The organism is Natranaeroarchaeum sulfidigenes (genome assembly GCF_017094485.1).
Lineage (GTDB): Archaea > Halobacteriota > Halobacteria > Halobacteriales > Natronoarchaeaceae > Natranaeroarchaeum > Natranaeroarchaeum sulfidigenes.
Genome location: NZ_CP064786.1, coordinates 2,758,733 through 2,777,981 on the forward strand (window position 1 = coordinate 2,758,733; position 19,249 = coordinate 2,777,981).

General features: G+C 52.0%; 15 protein-coding genes and 2 pseudogenes. 8 read left to right on the forward strand and 9 right to left on the reverse strand.

The window, feature by feature from the left end; all coding sequences use genetic code 11:
* Positions 1–47: 47 nt before the first annotated feature.
* Positions 48–2,141: a hypothetical protein gene (locus AArcS_RS14360; protein ID WP_238478104.1), complete on the reverse strand. Its 2,094-nt coding sequence runs from the start codon at positions 2,139–2,141 to the stop codon at positions 48–50.
* A gap of 306 nt (positions 2,142–2,447) precedes the next feature.
* Here AArcS_RS14360 and AArcS_RS14365 point away from each other — a divergent pair.
* Positions 2,448–3,289: pseudogene (locus tag AArcS_RS14365) on the forward strand (IS5 family transposase).
* A 329-nt stretch (positions 3,290–3,618) separates the two neighbouring features.
* Here AArcS_RS14365 and AArcS_RS14370 read toward each other — a convergent pair.
* Together AArcS_RS14370 and AArcS_RS15975 are read right to left on the reverse strand one after the other, a co-directional pair.
* On the reverse strand, positions 3,619–4,341 hold the full coding sequence (locus tag AArcS_RS14370; RefSeq protein ID WP_238478105.1) for a hypothetical protein: 723 nt from the start codon (positions 4,339–4,341) through the stop codon (positions 3,619–3,621).
* A 131-nt stretch (positions 4,342–4,472) separates the two neighbouring features.
* Entirely contained in the window at positions 4,473–4,757 is a 285-nt protein-coding gene (locus tag AArcS_RS15975) for a HalOD1 output domain-containing protein (protein WP_375139621.1), read from the reverse strand.
* A 184-nt stretch (positions 4,758–4,941) separates the two neighbouring features.
* On the opposite strand from AArcS_RS15975, the gene AArcS_RS14375 reads away from it, so the two are divergent.
* Complete coding sequence (locus AArcS_RS14375) at positions 4,942–5,157, forward strand: hypothetical protein (protein ID WP_238478106.1); 216 nt, start codon at positions 4,942–4,944, stop codon at positions 5,155–5,157.
* Positions 5,158–5,201: 44 nt separating this feature from the next.
* On the opposite strand, the gene AArcS_RS14380 is transcribed toward AArcS_RS14375, so the two are convergent.
* On the reverse strand, positions 5,202–5,990 hold the full coding sequence (locus AArcS_RS14380; protein ID WP_238478107.1) for a hypothetical protein: 789 nt from the start codon (positions 5,988–5,990) through the stop codon (positions 5,202–5,204).
* A 154-nt stretch (positions 5,991–6,144) separates the two neighbouring features.
* A complete protein-coding gene (locus tag AArcS_RS14385; RefSeq protein WP_238478108.1) occupies positions 6,145–9,882 on the reverse strand; it encodes a PAS domain S-box protein in 3,738 nt (1,245 codons plus the stop codon).
* 285 nt (positions 9,883–10,167) lie between these two features.
* Between AArcS_RS14385 and AArcS_RS14390 the strand changes: the two genes are divergently transcribed.
* Positions 10,168–11,442 carry an IS4 family transposase gene (locus AArcS_RS14390; RefSeq protein WP_238479982.1) on the forward strand — a complete coding sequence of 425 codons (1,275 nt, stop codon included), beginning with the start codon at positions 10,168–10,170 and terminating at the stop codon, positions 11,440–11,442.
* Between the two features lie 160 nt (positions 11,443–11,602).
* Positions 11,603–11,818 (forward strand): hypothetical protein, encoded by a 216-nt coding sequence (locus tag AArcS_RS14395; RefSeq protein WP_238478109.1) that lies wholly within the window; start codon positions 11,603–11,605, stop codon positions 11,816–11,818.
* Positions 11,819–11,969: 151 nt separating this feature from the next.
* Here AArcS_RS14395 and AArcS_RS14400 read toward each other — a convergent pair whose 3' ends face one another.
* Both AArcS_RS14400 and AArcS_RS14405 read right to left on the reverse strand, forming a co-directional pair.
* A complete protein-coding gene (locus AArcS_RS14400; RefSeq protein ID WP_238478110.1) occupies positions 11,970–12,356 on the reverse strand; it encodes a hypothetical protein in 387 nt (128 codons plus the stop codon).
* Between the two features lie 38 nt (positions 12,357–12,394).
* Positions 12,395–14,584 (reverse strand): pentapeptide repeat-containing protein, encoded by a 2,190-nt coding sequence (locus tag AArcS_RS14405; protein WP_238478111.1) that lies wholly within the window; start codon positions 14,582–14,584, stop codon positions 12,395–12,397.
* A gap of 59 nt (positions 14,585–14,643) precedes the next feature.
* Between AArcS_RS14405 and AArcS_RS14410 the strand changes: the two genes are divergently transcribed.
* The gene (locus tag AArcS_RS14410; RefSeq protein ID WP_238478112.1) at positions 14,644–15,405 is read left to right on the forward strand and encodes a metallophosphoesterase family protein; all 762 of its coding nucleotides are present in this window, start codon (positions 14,644–14,646) and stop codon (positions 15,403–15,405) included.
* A gap of 91 nt (positions 15,406–15,496) precedes the next feature.
* Positions 15,497–15,723, forward strand: a pseudogene (locus AArcS_RS14415) (IS701 family transposase); the annotation flags it as partial.
* 49 nt (positions 15,724–15,772) lie between these two features.
* Here AArcS_RS14415 and AArcS_RS14420 read toward each other — a convergent pair.
* Entirely contained in the window at positions 15,773–16,774 is a 1,002-nt protein-coding gene (locus AArcS_RS14420; RefSeq protein WP_238478113.1) for a tyrosine-type recombinase/integrase, read from the reverse strand.
* Positions 16,775–17,033: 259 nt separating this feature from the next.
* Here AArcS_RS14420 and AArcS_RS14425 point away from each other — a divergent pair, with 259 nt between their 5' ends.
* Positions 17,034–17,276, forward strand: a complete 243-nt coding sequence (locus AArcS_RS14425) for a hypothetical protein (protein WP_238478114.1) — start codon at positions 17,034–17,036, stop codon at positions 17,274–17,276.
* Positions 17,277–17,285: 9 nt separating this feature from the next.
* On the forward strand, positions 17,286–18,203 hold the full coding sequence (locus AArcS_RS14430) for an AEC family transporter (protein ID WP_238478115.1): 918 nt from the start codon (positions 17,286–17,288) through the stop codon (positions 18,201–18,203).
* A 67-nt stretch (positions 18,204–18,270) separates the two neighbouring features.
* Here AArcS_RS14430 and AArcS_RS14435 read toward each other — a convergent pair whose 3' ends face one another.
* A complete protein-coding gene (locus AArcS_RS14435) occupies positions 18,271–18,702 on the reverse strand; it encodes a hypothetical protein (protein ID WP_238478116.1) in 432 nt (143 codons plus the stop codon).
* Positions 18,703–19,249: the final 547 nt, after the last annotated feature.

Here is a 19,249-nt window from a genome sequence, read left to right on the forward strand (position 1 = left end):
CTATCGGAGTGCAGTTTCGTAGGTCCGGGATCCAACGGCTGGTAGTGTTATTCTGACCAAAACGCATCGTAATCCGTTGGCTCAAAAGCAACTTCCCGAATTGCTTGGAGGAGTTCGGTATGCGTAATATCAAGCCGAAGCCCGCGTGGTGAGAGACACCGATTGATTAGCGTATGCCAATTATAAAACAGAATGGCGATATGCATACCGTACAAACGCTGTCGATCGTCTTTGCTTTTGATATGCGGCATGAAATCATTCACGATCTGGTTGATAGTCGGCTCGATAGCCCATCGTTGAATATACTGATACCGTATTCCAGCTGCCGAGCGATTCCGTAGGGAGCGGTCCGTGAGATATGTCGCATGCGTGTGGTTTCTATTAATTCCTACCCCATCCTGTCCGGCCACGTCAGAAAACGCTTCGGTAAGCATCGGTATGGAGTTGTCAGGGTCCAGTGGGGCCTGAGCCGGGGCGTCCTCCTCATCTGGGATATCATATGGGACGGCAATTTTTTCGTCGTCGTCTTCATATTGTATCTCCTCTGTTAATACCTTGCCAGGATCGATTTCGATAATATCCGGATCATCGCTATCGTATGGGTACGTAACTACATTCGGCATGGGCTCTATGTTCCACTTCACGTCCTGAGCAAATCCAATATAGTTGCGCGGTGTTAACCGTCTCAACCCTTTGATAATAGTATGGTCCGGCGCACTGATGACCCAATCGTCGCCCGCGAAACGTCGGACTGTCTTGATCAACTCTCCACTAACGGTTTCGCTGTCTATAAAGATCGAATCAATATCGACGGTGTCGAAGCTACTCGATAGAATCTCATCAAGAGCCGTCGGATATTCATCTAGTGTCGGCAACAAACGGCCACCGAGGACAAATCGGCTCTCAGTCTCAATCCCACCCGCAACGAGAAAGGTCCACTGTGCAGTAACCGCCTCGTTATCAGCTTTCGGTGGGCGGCCGACCGTAGCTTCAATATCGTCTCCCGTCCAATCGACGCGAAACATATCAGCGCCAATCTTGAGCGGATCTGACCGTGACCAAAATCCAAACTCCTTCGCTAGAGCCAGCGTCTGGGTGTGTACCGCATCGAATTGTTCATCGATTAATGCCACTGGGGCGATGTCTGACTCGGATGAAAAATCGGACAGATCATAGTCGGGCGAGACCCGATCAGGAATATAGTTGTGTAACCAGCCGCCCGATGGGATATTATCTCGGGGATAGTCCCAATCACAGACATCCTTCATTGCTTCTAAGCCACAGTCGAATAATGCCGATGTGGCGAGGGCACCAATGAATGCCCGCATGTCATGATCCACCTTCTCGGTAGTGCGGTCGAAGGTTAGCGGATCGGTAGTGGAATCCAACAAAAGGCGCACCCAATTCCGCAGTTCTTCTTTTTTTGTCTCACGTGAGACGGACTTTTCATCTAGTGGTGGCGCAACAGCATCAAAACAGTAGGACTCCTTGATGGCGTCCGGTGGGACAACTCCCGCTCGATAGGCAGCATAGACCGCCCTCGTTACCGCATCCTGGAATGCATCCATATTTAGCTCGCTCTCTTCATCAAGATCGCGGAACTCACGCTGTAAGACGTTATATGAAGGGATGTCATCCGGTCCCTCATATCCGAGCAGTTTATGAACGATGGGATCAACAGAATCGGAACCAGATAAATACGTGTGCAGTTCTGTCCCTTTTTGTCCGCGCGCTAGTCGCAAGAAGAGCGTTTTAAGTCGTCGCTCGGGGATATCAAGTTCCGCTGGATAAATCTCTTCAAGTTCTAATTTCTCCTCGCAGAGACTCAGAATAACCTCATCATAGAGCTTCCCACCATCATTCTCATACCAAGTGATATCCGTCCAGTAGTCACTATTCTCGGCGTGAAACTGAGCAGTGAGATGCGTCCGACGGAATAACGTCTCAACGTCATCAACGGGCGAAGAGACTTCGATTTCAATGCCACGGCGTTCTATCGGTCCGTACTTCCGGCCGTCTGAGTCAACGCCATCCTTCGCCGGAAACGGCGCATAGGAAGTCGGCGCTGTATACGTACCGTTATCTGGTGCCTGCTGAGGGGCTCCGTCATCGGTATGTTTGATCGGATGACCGTCGGGCATCAGGTATAGACTACTATAATACCTGATGGATTATAAGTGATTGCCGCTTATTCAGTTGACGGCAACAGTAGATATTGGCAAAATAACTCGCCTCTTGGGTTCTATAATATAGCCCTCTAAAATGAGTGTATTGTCTTTTAATACAACCAATAAGCCGGTGAGAGACCCTTGCAGCTGATTGGAATCAATTTGTTTATGTACATGAATTAGATCTATTCAACCAGACGTAGTACCATTGACTTCGATACCGTTTCTAAATCATAGCTGATCCATCAGGATCAAAATATAGCGTTACTTGAGATTTATTTGAGTACAGTTGTACAAAAGGTACTCTTCCGCTTCGTTAAGCAAGCCGTCTCGATAGCACGAAAACTTACTGATGCAGCGCTCATCCAGATCAGCCATCCTGCCGGCAACGGAGTTGCCGGCTGGAAGCATGCCGTCCTGCATTTTATCCGGCTTCACATGGAAGCGATGCTCCAAGAAGTGCTTGACTGGGCTGAAGAAATGGAGCGGATACGAGCCGCGCTCGTGTTAGAGCGCGGCGAGTTCCCCGGCCCATCCGCCCTCTGCAAGTCCTTCGACCGGGCACCGATGCGTATCTGGCGAGAGCTGCTCCGACTCTCCTCGGAGCTACTCGACCGGTCGGGTCACGTAGCCATCGACGCCATCTACTTCGACCGCCGACAGCCGTCGAATCACTATCTCAAACGCTGTGACCGCGATGTACGGACAATACAGGCGGCGTTCCTTGTCGATACCGCGCAGGGCGCGGTTATCGATGTTCACTGCAGCGCGAAGTGGCCAAGCGAAACGGAGATCGGCCCGCAGGTCGTCCGACGGAACGCCGGCGACCTGCTCAGTCTCGCCGCTGACAAAGGCTACGACGATATGAGCTTCCGCGAAGAACTGCGTTCAGAAGGCGTAAGACCGCTGATTAAGTACCGAGTCTTCGCTCCCTATGATCACGCGCACAACGCGCGAATTGAAGACGAACTTACAACCAACGGTCAATCTGTGAGGCTGTGAACTCGGTGATCAAGCGCTCGTACGGCTCCGCTGTCCGAGCGCGGGCATGGTACCGCCAGTTCCGTGAAATTACACTTGCCGCCGCCGTCTACAACGTTGAACAAGCCGTCAAACAATGAAACCCGACGCCTTCCGCGGATTCAATGAAGTCGTTCAACTGTCGATGCCCATAGCGCCTCAGCAGAAACGTATCCCTCGGGATGGTGACCAGAGAGTTGCTGTTGTAATTTGCTTGCCTCAAGCGGCCCTTGCTCATCTCACAGGAATTGCGGTTGGGGATAAAGATCAGTCCCCGTATTTGGAAGAATTTTGTCCCTTGAGCTCAGAGGCCTGTTGCGTGAGTATTCCGATCCGCTCCGTCAGCTGGTCGATGGATTGATCCGTTTCTTCGGCTCGTTCGATCTTGGGTGTTGCTGGAGACCACTCTATGATCGCCAGTTGACTGAGGTCAGGCTGACTCTCCCAGATGCCACCAATTTTCTGCGAGTTCAGGCTGGTCAGCAGTTGGAACTTTTGCTTCGGTTTTTCTGTTTGATTGACGAATATCGATAACTTCCTGAGTATACGTATCGAGTATGAAGCGGACAGATCCGTCTAATTCTCTCATAGGTAAATGAATCATTGCTCCAGTTGTCGAATCATAGCATGCAGCTAAAATTCCCCTGAGTAGCTCTTGTCCCCATGCCGTGGATAGATCGCTACGAGTAAACCGTCTGAAATCCACAATGGGCAGTTCTGGCTCACTCAATGCACCTATATACGTGGTGACATACTCACTGATCTCTGTAGGATCAGACTCACGGACTGTAGGCTTCACCCCAACGGTTACACTTCCGCCAGCCATCGTTTCTGAGTCATCCTCTATAGAGGATGTTGACGATTCAGCTGAATGGCTCTCCAGGATAATTGGCATTGCAACCGGCTCCCGGGAGAGATATGCGCTAAGCTCGGTTCCGACTAATTGCCTATACTCAAACGTTCCGCCTTGAATACAAACTACATCATTGTGATTGATCGATAGTCTTTGCAAGAATTCGCGTACATGTTCCTCCAAACTATTGTGAAGGATTATTGGCCAAAGATCATCCGGATCGTCAAGGACATCTTCACCAATCTCAAAGACACTGTCCAGCATCACGTTTACCTTTGAATTCTGTTCGTTGACGACCACTGGATCCGGGGCCCAAGTGACGGAAGAACTATTACCAGAATCGGTTTGGATGGCTGCCCGCCACCGTGCATATTGGAATAGTCTATCGAGTTCTATCCTGTAGTTGTCTGTCAACCTGTGAACTACGTTTCTCATTGTTTGAGCATTGCTGGCGATTCCGAGTCTGTTGAGACTGAGCTGATGGCATCGACATGTCTGTCCGCATTAAGCACAATTGTCACTTCCTCCCACTCGAACTGCAGATGCCCATGTTCTGGTGGATCTCGCAAAAAGTCATTGATAAGATCCGCATCGATGTAATATGATAATTCAGGTACGTCAATGGGATCGACATGTCGGTGTACAGCTACAAGACCGATGACAAAGTTGACCGGACAGCCATCAGTCGACGGATCATATCTTGAGCTGGTAATCATAAAACCATAGACAACATGGCACAATAAGATTTCAACCCACAATAGAGCAGGTGGCCTCAGATACAGCCAGATATATCCGGTATGTTAGTTCCACCAGAAGAATGGTGGATGGCATCTGACAACATCATTAAGTTTCCCGCCCGTCGAGAGGTTCTTATCGAATCAGATAGTACTTAGAAATAAGATGAATCAAGACGGATCTTCAACCGGCGAACTTCGAGATGTCTTGGATCTGGTCGAAGAAAATATTCATGAGGTAGAAGAAGTTCTTTGGACAACCTCGGGTAATATCGAGATAAAAGAATACTCAGCTAGGATTGACCAGATGACACTGCTACTTTGGAAACTACAGCACGAAATCGACGACCTGAAGACAGATCTCGACTCACATGGACGCTGAACAACCGCTGTCGATACGGCTACGTTAGGCTGTAGGAGCATATGTCATTCCGCGAATTCGAGCGCCTGCATCGCGGCCGCTGACACTGTCACACCACGGCTTCCATAACTCACTGACTCACTAGTAGACTTCATGATTAATTTGGCGATGGCCTCATGGAACGACTCTGGTTGTTCACCTTGTAATCGGCATGTCGCTTTGCTGTCGAACGTCACCGCGCGGTGACTTACGTAACTTTCTAGAAACATCTTGCGACCAGCATCGCCCAGCGTCACGATCAATTTCGGTGGTGACCGGATGTCGTTTCTCCCACCAACCGGACAGCCCCATGCTGACAACGTTCGTCCCAAAACGGATGCGTGTTCAGCCGGATAAACCTCAGTTGCTCGGTTGTCGCTTTGTTCGTGTCGTCGTGTCGGCCGAACGCCAACCGCTTGGAATGCACGTTCAATCTCGATAGGGGAAACGCGGCGGCCTTCACATATACTCGGAACATACGTACTCTGGGCTATTGATCCACCAGCAAGTAGGTGTCCGGCAAGAGCAGCCAACGGCAGGGCTCGATCATCATGTGGCTCTATCCACCCCATATTGTGGGCGATTTCGATCGCTCTGGCGGCATCCGGCATCGTGTCTGATTCCTCGTCGATCCATCCCCGAATCCGGCTACGCGGAAGGTCTAGTTTGTCAGCAAGCGCATACGAACTCTTCTCCGGATTCGTCGCTGCGGCTTGCTGTACACGACGATAATCTCTCACCGCGTCGTATGGGTCCTCGTAACTTGGGTGATTGTAAGTCTGTGCGAGACTCTGTTGCAGTTTTCTGGATGCCATACTACGCTGCGTTTATTCTGGCACTGATCACTATCAGAGACAGTTCGCTACTCATGAACACTAATTCACACTCTGGTGTCCAGATACCATGTCATGACCATTTGGGGTCATCCCGAGTACTCCGGATATATCTGGTATTCTCAGAACGGTGTGTTTACCTCTCTTGGCTGGGAACGTCCCTTGGCAAAAAGGCTCTCAGAACCTTGCGCTCGGCGGCTTTGAGGTGTTCGTGGACCGTCGAATGTGAGATATCAAACAGCTCGGCAATCTCTTGGCCGTTGATGCCTTTCGGCTGGTCGTAATAGCCCTCGGAGTATGCGGTTTGAAGCACCTCTCGCTGTCGATTTGTAAGTATATGGGTAGGTGCGAAAGATTCTATATCGCTCTCTTCTCGGGTTCTTTTGGCGAGGAGCGAAGCGCCTTCGAAGCGAGCGGTGAGTGCGTCAGCGATGACGGAGGCGGTGGAACGATCAGCGACGGTGAACGTAATGAGTTCTTCCTCTGACCCGGAGAGAACGTTCGACACTCGGACCTCTCTGGATACAATTTCCTCGAACAACATCTCGGTGGGGGCGCGGCGAGACACGTCGAGTGATACTTCAGCTTTAAAAACTGTCTCAGCCTCATTGTGGTTGATAATTGTGTCGTAAAGACTGGGGATTTGTGAAAGATATGTCTCAAACTCAGGCTGGGAGGCCCCACTAACAACCATTTGCAGGCGTCTTGTCGAGCTGTCGACGGTGATAACATTCCGGACTTGTATCGAAGTATCACTCGGAAGAGATGGGAAAAAAGGCCGAGAGTCAGTAAACGCAAGATCAATTTCAACTGATTCCGCTGTCAGGCGTGCAACGTTGTCAATGTCCAGTTGTCTAAGCCGATGACCGATGATCCGGCAGAGGGAACGAATAGCCGTGGTGGTGCGCGTGTCGAACCCGTCAACGTCTGTAGATGCAACTTCAACAACACCGTAAATTACTCCCTGATCAATGATCGGGATGGAGAGCACGGAGCGGTATCCATACGCAAGCATAGCCGTCGCCCACTTTCTGTCTCGTTCTGCTAGTGTTCGCTCGACATATACGGTAGATCGGGTTGTCGCGGCTTCGAGAGCGGGTCGCATTTCCACATCGGAACCAGTTTCGAGTTCACTTACCGGGCCAGTATCATCGGTAGCCGCTCGAGGAATGACGGCATCCATTTGTGGCTTGAAATCACCGACCCAGCCGTATCGCCAGTTTGTGTCAATAAACTCAACGAGCAATTGATCTAATTCGCTCCGGGTTTCTGCCTCAAGCGCCTGTTCAACCGTGTCGGCAAGAGTCTCTAGTTGGGTTTGCACGGAATTGAGGTCCGTTTTAACACTGTCGAGAGTCGCACGGAGGTCTTCGACCGACTCCTGCTGTTTAGACCGCTCAATGGCAGTTGCGAGAACGTTCCCAACCGTAGTTAGAAAGTCAGGAATTTGCTCGGAATCATCATCGATGTTGGACACGACGAGTAAGCCAGCGGATCCGATCGGTACCGCATACCCACGCTCGTCGGAGGTGTCGTCAAGTCGCTGGTCGTAACCAGTTGTAAACGCCCGCCAATAGGTCTGGTCATCGGTAGTCACTGTTTCTGGGAATTGATTGCCTTCGGTCGGTATTTTCGCCATTTGGTGAAGGACGCCATCAGCTTCGTCCCACGAGTATGTAGCGACGACAATGTCGTCAAGCCCCCTAAGGACGGTTTCAATGCCTGCTTCGTGAATTTCGGCTGATGTCCGGCAGTGGCGTAGCTCGCTTTCGAGCTCATTAATCGAGTTTAATCGCTGGAGGTGATCCAGAGCCTTCTGTGTTCGTTGGAGTTCGGTAATATCTGTTGACGATCCAAGCACTGCAGGCCCATCCACCCCAATCGGTTCAAATGGGACTTTTATTGTCTCGAGAATCCGCTCGTTGCCGTCGGCATCTGTGAGCGTCTCACCGTATCGATATACCGGTTCGCCAGTTTCAATGACTGTCCGGTCGTCTTGAGTGAACACTTCAACATCGGCATTGTTTGGTGCGAAATCCGCGTCGGTCTTCCCTTCGAGCTCTGAGGGAGTTGTACCGTAAGCCTTTGCGGTGGCTTCGTTCGCAAAAATAAACTCCCCTGCTTCATTTTTTGCGAAAATAAACTGTGGGACTGTATCGATAACCTGCCGGAGTTGTTCGCGTTCGGCCTCGACCTTCTTACGTGCTTGTTTCAATTCTCTTTGACGCTCGACAAGTGTGAGCGCGGTTCGGACATGAGAAACGGTGATCTCGAGCAGTTTGCGTTCGTTGGCGGAAATAGCATCGGTCTTCGTCGAGCCGATAATGAACACACCGCGGTTACCGACCGGGATGTGTAGCTCGGAACCTATCGGTGTATCTTGATTATACACATCGTCGATATTCGTGAGGTCGGGATAGTATCGCACCTCGTTGGCCTCGAATGCCCGCCATACAAGTCCCTCTCCTCGCCTGAAGGATGGAAGATTATCCAGTAGTTCCCGAGACTGAGAGGACACAGAAGCGGGGAGTAGCTTGTCTTCCGATCCATTGTACCGGAGGTATCCGGCCAAGGGTCGATCAATCTTTTCAGCTATCAACTCGATAGTCTGATTGATTATAGTATCGCGGTTCTCTGCTAACATGAGGGAGTGAGCGGTCTCCCTGACCGATTTGAGGCGTCGCTCGAACTGTTTGCGATCACTGATATCTCGGTTGACACAGATGATCCCCCCATCGGCAAGTTGCGTTAACGAAATATAGTGCTCAACTGGTTCTCCATCTTGCCGAACTCCCATCAACTCACCCTCCCAAGCCCCAGTTTCTTCGAGTTCCTCGAATGGACCCGCCTCTATCTCTGCCTGTGTCTGTTCGTCGTACAGGGTCCGCCAGCTCTCACCAAGAAGCTCATCCGGGTCGTAGCCAAAGATTTCCGCGTGAGCGTCATTCATATAGGTGTATCTCTCATCCGGGTCGAGTATTGAAATCCCAGTTAGTGACGCCTCAATTGCTTTGGATCTACGGCGGAGTGCTGCTTGTTCGTTGACGCGATCGGATACATCGAGAAATGCCCCGACTACGTATACCTGGCCATTGATTTCGATAGTTGTATCGATAATATCTATGGGCACCTCCTCGCCGTTGTCGTCCTCGACATAGCGTGGGCCGTTGTACTGAACAAAAGAATCGATACCGGCGGCATCGACAGAGTGCTGGAAGCCCTCCTGGTAATCGATATCGGTATTATCTGGATGTAACTCCACTTGGTTTGCTCCAAGGAGTGCTTCTCGAGATCGACCTAGTAGCTCGCACGCACGGTCGTTGACAGCAACGATGGTTCCTGTCTCACCCTCAGCAACCAACAGCGGGAGTGGGGCTTCATAGAACAACCGCTCGGAAAACGGTCCCGTCGCTACCGGCGTCAACTCCGTTGTAGCAGTATTGGTAGTGTCGGAAATAGTGTCAATAGCCCGTTGGGCCGTTGGGAGTGAAGCTTGGAGCGTTGCTATAATCTGTTTTTCCGGCGTCTCGGAATGGATGTATGTGACATTTGGGTGGGACTGAATCTCGTCCGGGTCATGCGTGTCGTCAATATCAACGACGAACAGATGCACATGAGGTGGTTTAGTCGGCATTTCGTCAGCATATTTGGACCAGAACCGTGAACTCGCACAGACGACGGCAGCTACTGGTTTGATATCGAGTTGTTGATCTAGGAAAATCACTTCCTCGGCATCGGAGCCGTCTACAGACTCGATAGAAACGGCTGAAAAGACCGTGTCAAACGCCGGGCGAAGTACCTCGACCGCATCCGCACTAGTAGAGCCAATAGCCAGTACTCGCTGGATAGCAGAGTCCAATGTGTCATTACTCATTCTCGCTGAGACCGGACTGGAGTTGGTTACCGACTCTTAACCTATCGCCTCTCGAAATCACATTTTGAGTAGTGGACATTATTCAAAATAGTATGCGGTGTGGATATATCCTTGTCGTATCATGATCTGTGGTCGGACTTTGGCCTTCGTCTGAGGCTAAACGAGACGCGCATTCGTCTTTAGCTAAGCGAAGAACCGCGTGACAGCAATGGCTTATCGAGGCTACTTTTTGAGAGGAATGAGGAGGCGGCAAGTGTGCACCAAGACGCCTCCTCATCAAGAATCATGCGTCGGCTTACTACACTGTTTCCCTCTGAGTTCCTCGAAGAGCACGCCGAGGAACTCGGCGTGGTCGAGCGTGAGGGCAAACTTCAGATCCCCGTCCTCGTGTGGGCGCTCGTGTTCGGCTTCGCCGCAGGCGAGAGCCGAACACTCGCTGGGTTCAGGCGTAGCTACAACTCCACAGCCGATGAGACCATCTCTCCTGGTGGCTTCTATCACCGGTTGACGCCGTCACTTGCAGAGTATCTCCGCGACCTCGTCGAGCGTGGTCTCGACGAGGTCGCTGTTCCCAACGCTGTTGACGCTGATATCGACCGATTCAGGGACGTGATGATCGCTGATGGAACGGTGTTGCGGTTGCACGAGTTCCTTTCCGACGAGTTCCAAGCTCGCCACGAGGAGCAGGCTGGAGCGAAGCTCCACCTGCTCCACAATGCCACCGATCAGACGATTGAACGGATTGACGTGACCGATGAAAAAGCGCACGACAGCACGTTGTTCAAGGCGGGATCGTGGCTGCATGGACGACTGGTTTTGTTCGACCTAGCGTACTTCAAGTACCGCCGCTTTGCGCTGATCGACGAGAACGACGGCTACTTCGTGAGCCGGTTGAAGCAGAACGCGAATCCGGTGATAACAGAGGAGTTACGGGAATGGCGCGGGCGCGCCATTCCCTTAGAAGGGGAGAAGATCCACGACGTGGTCGGTGATCTCTCGCGGGAGTACATTGACGTAGAGGTCGAAGCGGAGTTCAAGCGGGGTCAGTACGAGGGAACACGGTCGCTAGACACGAAGCGGTTCCGCGTCGTCGGCGTCCGGGACGAGGACGCCGACGACTACCATCTGTACATCACAAATCTACCGAGAGAAGAGTTTCTCCCGGCAGATCTAGGGACGCTGTATCGGTGTCGATGGGAGGTAGAAACGCTGTTTCGTGAGTTGAAGACGCAATACGAACTAGATGAGTTCGACACGAGCAACCCTGTTGTGGTGGAGATTTTGCTGTATGCGGCGTTGCTGTCGCTGCTAGTGAGCCGTGAGTTGTTGGATCTGGTCTCTGAGCAGGCTGCCGACGAGATCGTGTTTCCACCGGAACGCTGGGCGGCGACCTTCCGGTCGCACGCCCAGCTCATTCTTCACGAACTTGGCGAATACCTCGGCTACTCGCCACCGCCGTTGCTGGAACGGCTGATCGAAGAGGCACAGAAGATTCATCAGCAACGACCGATCTTACAAGAGACGCTCGCTACCGCTACGCAACCAAGGTGTGAGGCTTAGCTAAAGACGAATGCAAAACCCGGTAAGGGTGGCAATGGACGGTAATCAGACCAACACGGTAGTCGTTTTTTGAACGCACGGAGAGTCGATAGTTGACGAGTGGTTTGAACGGTTCTATGCTGCTCACAGGGAACAGTGCGAGGTATTTGTCGGTGATTTAATGGAACGATTGGAGGCAGCCGAAACTGAAGAGGAGAGAACTCAGGAACTATATTTGCGGGTTGATGGGATAATACCCTCGGATAGTCCGACGGGCGATTTTCATCGACGTATTATCGAGCATTTTGATGAGGATCAGCGCATCGAACGAGTACATGTTGTTAGTGATGAAGACGAAGCTGATGAGGTCGTCCAGATGGCTTCTCCCTGGATTTGAATCAGATCGCTGTTCAAACTCGTCTAGTAAGTGGTGTCCAATTTGTGGACTCTATCAGCAAGTCCTAAAATCATCGTGTTTAGTTAAGCGAATTCCACCAAACGGCAAAGGTTGCAGCCACGTTTCCGCCGGCGAGCTGCGAACAAACCACTCAGTGCAGATACTCAAAGGCAAACACGTATTCGTTTCCAACCTCGGGTTGGTGATCCCACCACTCCTCCAATTGTACTGCGATTGTCTGCCATTCGCCGTCCTGCGTGTTCATGTCTGTTATAAAACGAGAGATGATATCAGAAGGAGAGGCGTCAGCTATAGTAGGATCAACCACCAGAACGACATCAGAAAATTCCTCGCTGATATGTAGCCTCATTGCTTCACCTTCGCGGATTTTGTGATAAAGGTCGCGTGCAATCTTTCGGTCAGGATGGTCGTAAGAGAAATCTTCAACCGCATGGTGTAAGAGCCGCTGAATTACGTCGCGGTCGGTTGTATTGAACAGTGGAAGTGTTCGGGAAAATGTGATTTCTAAATCACTCATATCGGTTATCTTGTCGCTACCATCAAAATACACACGGGTTAGCGGTGAATGCTTCGCGTCAGCGTAAAAACGAACAATCCAATCATGAACGCACCGACAAAACCTTGGCTGGCTGCAACAAAGCTTTGAACCTCAGAGAACGGATCTGTATCAACGCCGAGGATAATTGCATTAAATGACTGAAAGCTAAAGAGGAGATAGCCAAACGTTGAATCGGTTGGCGAGTTATCTAACATCATCATATAGACGATCGCATACAGGCACACGATGACCAGCGAGAATGACAGCGTCCGATACGGCTTCTCTCCATAGCCACAACTGAGGGCCAACAGCCAGTTCAGCGTCGCGGCACCGAGAGAGCGAATACGTGAACCTAAACGCTCGGAACTGTTGAGCGCGCGCTTGATGTGTACGTTCCGTCTATATGTCATCTCAAGTACAAAGAACGCTGATGCGGCACGACTATCACCAACCTTATTTGCGCCGTTTTTGGCTTTGAGATAGGTCGTCTCTAGAGTCGGTGCGTGTCTAATGTCCGCCCACATACGGTCCAGGGCCCGTCGCGGGTAACTGAATCCTTTTTTCACCTTTGAAATCAATGACACTTCCTGTTGTGGCTTCTTCCGTCGTGACTTTCCCGTCTCCTGTTCGTGATGGCTAGAAACCTCTTCGGTGCCTTCTCGCTCCCCCAATGCAAACCGGCTTGCCTCCATATGGGACTCAAACTCTTTTTGCCCGGCAAAGGTGTGTAAATCCCACTCTGGGGCCAAAGCGTAATGGTATCTGGAAAAATCGAATCCTTCGAACGCAGTTTTTGAGATGAGCAACCGGTTGAACGGCGTTGTTGTTTCAAGATGTAGGTCAATATCGCCGAGTATGGCTTCCCGGAAATTGTAGTAGACCTTGTTTCCGTCACGTTGCCTAATGCGACCCTCACGGATTTCCGTTCCTTCACAATACAGTGTTAACTCGCCAGACTGCGGTTTAATATTTACAATTTCTGCAGTTTCGATTTCTGCTCGCCTGAAAAGCGGTGCTTGTGCGAACACTGTTTCTCGGAACCGAGTTAAGTGCTCAAATTTCCCGTCTCGGAAATCGGCGTTATCAAGGAACTGTGCGTGTTCGAAGTATGCTTCGGCGAAAAAAGACGCATCCATGAACCGTCCAAGGCCGTGAAACTCAGTCCAACGGAAATCTGCGATATCCGTGAACGTACACTCAAAAAACTCTGCGTAGTCATCAAACACGACGCGCTGGAAGTAGGCATTCTCTTCGAACTCTGCATACGAGATGGATGCCTCGCCTTGGAACTGTGATAACTGGAATTTAGCCTTCCCGGTGAAAGTCATCTCCGAAAATGATGTTTCGTTCTTGAAAGTCACATTCTGGAAGTAGGCATGCGATCTGAACTCGCCCTTTTTAAATAGCGCTTCGGCCTCGAAGGTTGCACCAAGAAAGCTCACTTGCTCATCAAAGATGGACTTCGAAAAGCGGGCTGTATCTCCGAAAGTCGCCCCCTGAAACGTTGCCCGCTGGTGAAAGGAACTGAAAAAGAAATCAACGTAGTCCCCAAAGTCCGCATGCTGGAACTGGCAGCCACGATGCCACTTCGTTTGACGGAACGTAATGCCATCTGCAATCGCCGCCCCGTACCAGTCCGCTTCGCGCTCAAACGTTGCGTATCTGAATGATGACTCTCCCTCAACCGACACATCCTGAAAACTAACGCTATCTTTGAACGTTGCATTCTTGCCTATAAAGCCGTCCGCAACGCGTATTCGATCCCACCGCGTTGGTTGGGTAAACGTTGAATTAGAGCAGTCGACTGTCCCGTCAACAGTAGCCTCGTCGAACTGGAGAGGTTGTTTTACCGTAGCACCCTCAATTGTCACATCACCTGCCACCTCAACGTGCCGGAGGTCAACCATCGCGTTTGTCCCTTTGTCAATAATTGCCTCACAGAGATCAATGTTCGGCAGATGTGCGCCGATAACTGGAGTAACCTCCGAATCCCCCGCGCCCAGCTCGTCTCGCAACTGATCGCTCACGGCTTGGTCGCTCACGCCGTATTCGGCACGTTCCGCTGGGGAGAGATGGAACGCACAGCAGTCCGCCCCCTTAACGGACTCTCGTGGACACGACCATTGCTCGGCCACTGCTGCTGGCCGACCATTATGTCGTTCCCACTCTGTGGGAATAAATTCATATCCACATAGGTCGTCTGACATACGCAACCAATCATTTGACGATTACAAAGCTTCTTTATTAACGCTTTCGTACCACGAGTATGACAGTCGCTATCCTCTCGGATATTCATATGCGAGACGGCTATGTCGAAGAAATCACACAGGAGCTGCGGGCTGTGCTGGCAGAACTTGAACGTCATAACCCGGAGCATGCATTCGTCCTCGGGGATCTTATCGAAGACGGGGACTCTGTCGCCATAGATCGCGAAAATGTCCGTCGCGTCCACACACTCCTTTCTGAATGGTCAGTTCCGGTGACCTATTTGCTCGGTAACCACGATGTCGAACACCTCGAAAAAAACAAACTTGGCCATATACTCGACCAACAACAGTTCTACGGCGTGGTTGAGAGTGGAGAGACGACCTTTGTCTATCTCGATACCGCATACGAGGAACTAGGCGGAGCTATGGGTCGCATCGGTGGGGAACAACTCCAGTGGCTCGAAACACAACTTGAGTCATTGTCCGACGTGATCCTACTTACCCACCATCCTGTCGGTGATTTCGATCTTGCGGAGAACGAGTGGTTTGCGGATTATCCTGAACGTGCCTATCTCTGGGAACGAAAGGAAGTACTCGAAATCCTCTCTCACTGCGATGGCGTTCACGGCACCATTAGCGGTCATATCCACCAGACCGAACACACCGAGTTCTGGGGGGTTTCTCACGTCTCGATCAATGCATTCAGCAAAGAACTTCCGGACAAACCACTGACCGGTACATACGGCCTACTCTCTACCGATAGAACGCACGAGATATCTATCCAGACGCGTGCTGACGATGGCGTTTCATATTTGTTATAACTTCGCTGATAGAACGTGCGTGTTTGGTAACTGACTCGTATTAAATCGAAGATATTCATGAGATCGAAATTGCCAGCAATGTGACGCGAAGCTTCGGAGTAACCGACAAATGACTTACGACAGAGGAAAATCCCCGTCAATGCGCTGGAAGAGCTCATCGACAACACTGAGCGCAGCATTGATAAGGAAATCTACTCCATCTCGACGAAGACGCTTCCCGTCACCCAATCGAGAGACGTGAAGCTTGTCATCGCCGACAAAAAGACTGACGAGGACGAGGAGAACCCAATCAAGTACCTCGTCACGAACAAGACCGACCACCTGTTTGTTCACTCAACAGCCGACGCTGACGTGCAAAGCTGAGTGATTAGACGTTATCGAGGTAGGAACGTCGCTGTTCCAATTTCACCTCCTCGGATCGGCGGTCGTAGTGTTTCTCTAGAACTTTTCTACTCACATCCATCCGATCACCGACGACTTCGGTCGGCACGTCTTCGGTGAGGAAGTGAGTGATACTTCCTCGGCGAACTGCGTGAGGAGTCACCGCTTCGGGACACTTCTCATCCTTATTTTCTTTACAACCCGGACACTCCTTGTCGAGTAAGCAGGGAGCCGTGATGATGTAGATGTACCGGCGCATGCTGCTTCGAGAGAGTCGGCCCTGATTACTCGTCAATAACGGCTCCCGATTAGCATCATCAGTCCGGTCGGTGCGTACGGTATCGATATAGTCTTCGAGTAGGTCTGCGAGGTCGGCTGAGATGGCCACGAGGCGCTCACCACCAGATCCATTTTTTAGCGGAGTACCTGTCTCAGGTCGATGTTTCAGCCTCAGGAACTCCTCTTCAAGATCGGCATCTCGCAGATCAATGGCTCTGGCAGCACCGATACGAAGTCCTGTCTCCCACAGTAGGGCGAGCAGGACATGTTTGTTCGACGCGTAGTGGAAATTCGAGAGATGCAGCAGTATCTCCTCTGCTTCCTCGTGTTCTAACAACTCATCGCGTTGTTGCTCCTCCCGAGGCACCTGTGGCACGAGGACTTTGGTGTGGAGCTTCGAATCAACTGCCTCGATCGAACCGCACCAGCGGAGAAACACACGGATCGTGCACATCTGCGTCTGGAGCGAGACAGCGTTGAGATCGCCGTCTTCCTTTCGCCAGAGGCGATACTCGTGAATGTCACGCCCCGTGAGGTCGTTCATGTTGTCGATACCCTCCACGTCACACCAGCGAACGAAGTGGTTGGTTCGGTATCGGTGGCCTTGAACCGTCTTCTCCATCGCCTGGGACGCTTTGTGTTCAAGATACAGTTGCTGCGCAGTACTCGGATCGATCGGATCCAGCTCGTTATTTTCGTCTTCTACCATGGGTAATCTTGGAATCACAGATCAGAGGAAACCACCTGACTGCGGCCGATTCCAAGAAGCGTTCAGCACCTGAACGGACCTGTAATCCTGCTGATTCCTTTCCGCGTTGGCCCATCAATAATTTTACCCGTTTCAAGCCGGATAGAAATGGACCTTTCACTCGCTTAGACCGGCGAAAATCGGCAATACCTGTCTTTGAGAATCGGACTGCTAAGTTTGTTCGGGCATTATCTTTGACAGCACCCCGCGCCCTCTATCGATGGGGGTTAGCCGAAACCGGGAGGCGGTCTGGGTGTTGGAACTCGTCACCGAGAGAAACGAGTTTCCCTTCCTGCCGGTACTGTGGAGCTACCGTCTCAGAGGAGTCCAGCGGGTGTTCGATGATGAGGATCACGTCGCCCCCGGTCCCGAGTGCGGGACCAGCCGTGAGTGGCCCGAGACGTATCGGGGGCCGGAGACCCCGCTCCACGAGAACGCAAGGGCTATCCTGTGTACTCCGTAACCAACGGCTGTGGAACTGGTCGTCGCGTTGCTGTCGATGCTCGCCATCCTGGGAGTCGGGGCCAGTGCGCGATACGTAGGACTGTTCACACCGTCGCGCCGCGAAGTCGTGAACGCGATCGCGTACTACGTCGCGCTCCCCGCGCTGATCTTCTCGGCGACCACAGCACAACCCCTCTCGGACGTTGTCTCGACGCGGTTAGTCGTCGGCGTGTCCGTAGCAATGCTTGCGGCGATCGGTATCGCGTGGCTCGTCCATCGGCGTGAGTCGGACATGGAGGTCCGAAGCGTGGCGACCGTCCAGTCCTATCACAGCAACTTCGGGTATCTGGGGATTCCAGTCGTCGCGATTGCGTTTGGCGACCTGGCAACCGCGCGAGCAGGGCTGATACTCGGGATCGGCTCGTTGATTCAAATCGCCGCGACAGTAACCGTGTTGTCGACGTTGACCGGCGCAGCCGCATCGCTCCGGGAAGAGATCCGAAACGTCCTACTGAACCCGGTCATCCTGACACTAATTCTCGGCTTGTCGGTCTCGGCTGCTGGGCTATCAGTACCGACAACACCGGCAACGGTGATCGAGCGCATCGGCGACACCGCCCTGCCACTGGCACTTCTCGTCGTCGGTGCCACCTTTACTGTCCAGGCCGGAACGCTTCGATACCGGACGCTCGCGACGGTGATCGCGGTCAAGGTTCTGGTGATGCCCGCCATCGCTCTGGCAGTCTTTGTGCTCGTCGGTGCTGACGCCGCCACGGTCCGCGCTGGCGTCGTAATGTTTGCGATGCCGACCGCCGTCTCGACGTACGTGTTCGCCGTCGAACTCGGCGGCAACCGCCACGTCGCGTCGCTGAACGTGGTCGCGACAACTGTCGTCTCAATCGCTTCGCTTTTGCTTGTCATCGAGTTGCTCACTGCACTGACCTGACGGTGTTGTGTGACCGGTTGAGGATCAGTGAGTATCGCTGCCGATCCGGGGTTGTGTGACAGCGAGTTCACTCACAGATCTCCGTCTCGGCCTCGTAAAAATAGGTTACGTCGAGATCCCACTGACCCGACGTCACCGCGGCAGTGTTGTCGAGATAGATGTAGTACCGACCCTCCATCTCTGCGGTGATCCGTCGTTCGATCCGTTCGGCGACATCAGTCTCCAGCACGAGATCACCGCTGGGATCCTCGACGCGCAATAGGGGTCGCGCACCGTCGTCCGTCCGGATAGCGAGGATATCCAATTCGTGACCGGCTTCCTCGATTTCGGCTCGGACGGTCCACGTCTGACCAGCGCCGACCGTCTCCCACTCATCGTATATTGTTTCTGAAAGTTCTTCTGTTTCGGTCCGACACTCGTCGTCGGATGACCCTGTACACCCCGCCAGTACTGCCCCACCCGAAACGGCGACTGCGGTGAGATAATTACGTCGATTCACGGCCCCCAACTCCCAGTTAGCAGTGTATATGTCTTCTGTTGTCGTCGCTCTAGATTTCGGTGTGAGGGTATCACAGGCCGTGTTTACTTGTTGTTTTATCACTATGACTATAATATAATATATGACATGAGTAGTGTAGTAATAGATGTTGTCCAAGTATCTACCGGGCGCACAGTTCATGACGGTTGTCAGTAGCCGGGTCCGCATCGCCGCTCCCGCGCGTCAAGGAGTTCCTTCATTTGCAACTCGAAAACGGAACTGGTGAGACTTACAGCGGATCACCCCCCAATTCCCTGACTATGAAAATCACCCAACCCAAGTAAGTACTATGAATAATTATTTAGTATAGCACCACTATCCGAGAGCGTCGTCGTAATCACTGGAGCAGGATCGGGGATGAGGCGATAGATGGCACACGAGTGAGCCGACGCAGGGGCAAACGTCGTTGCGGTCGACGTCGGTGGCGGCTGGCTAGTCGACAGACCGTCCTCGTATGGCGGCGTGTCCCGTTTTCCGGCCGTGGGGGATTAAGTGTGATATCGTGGTA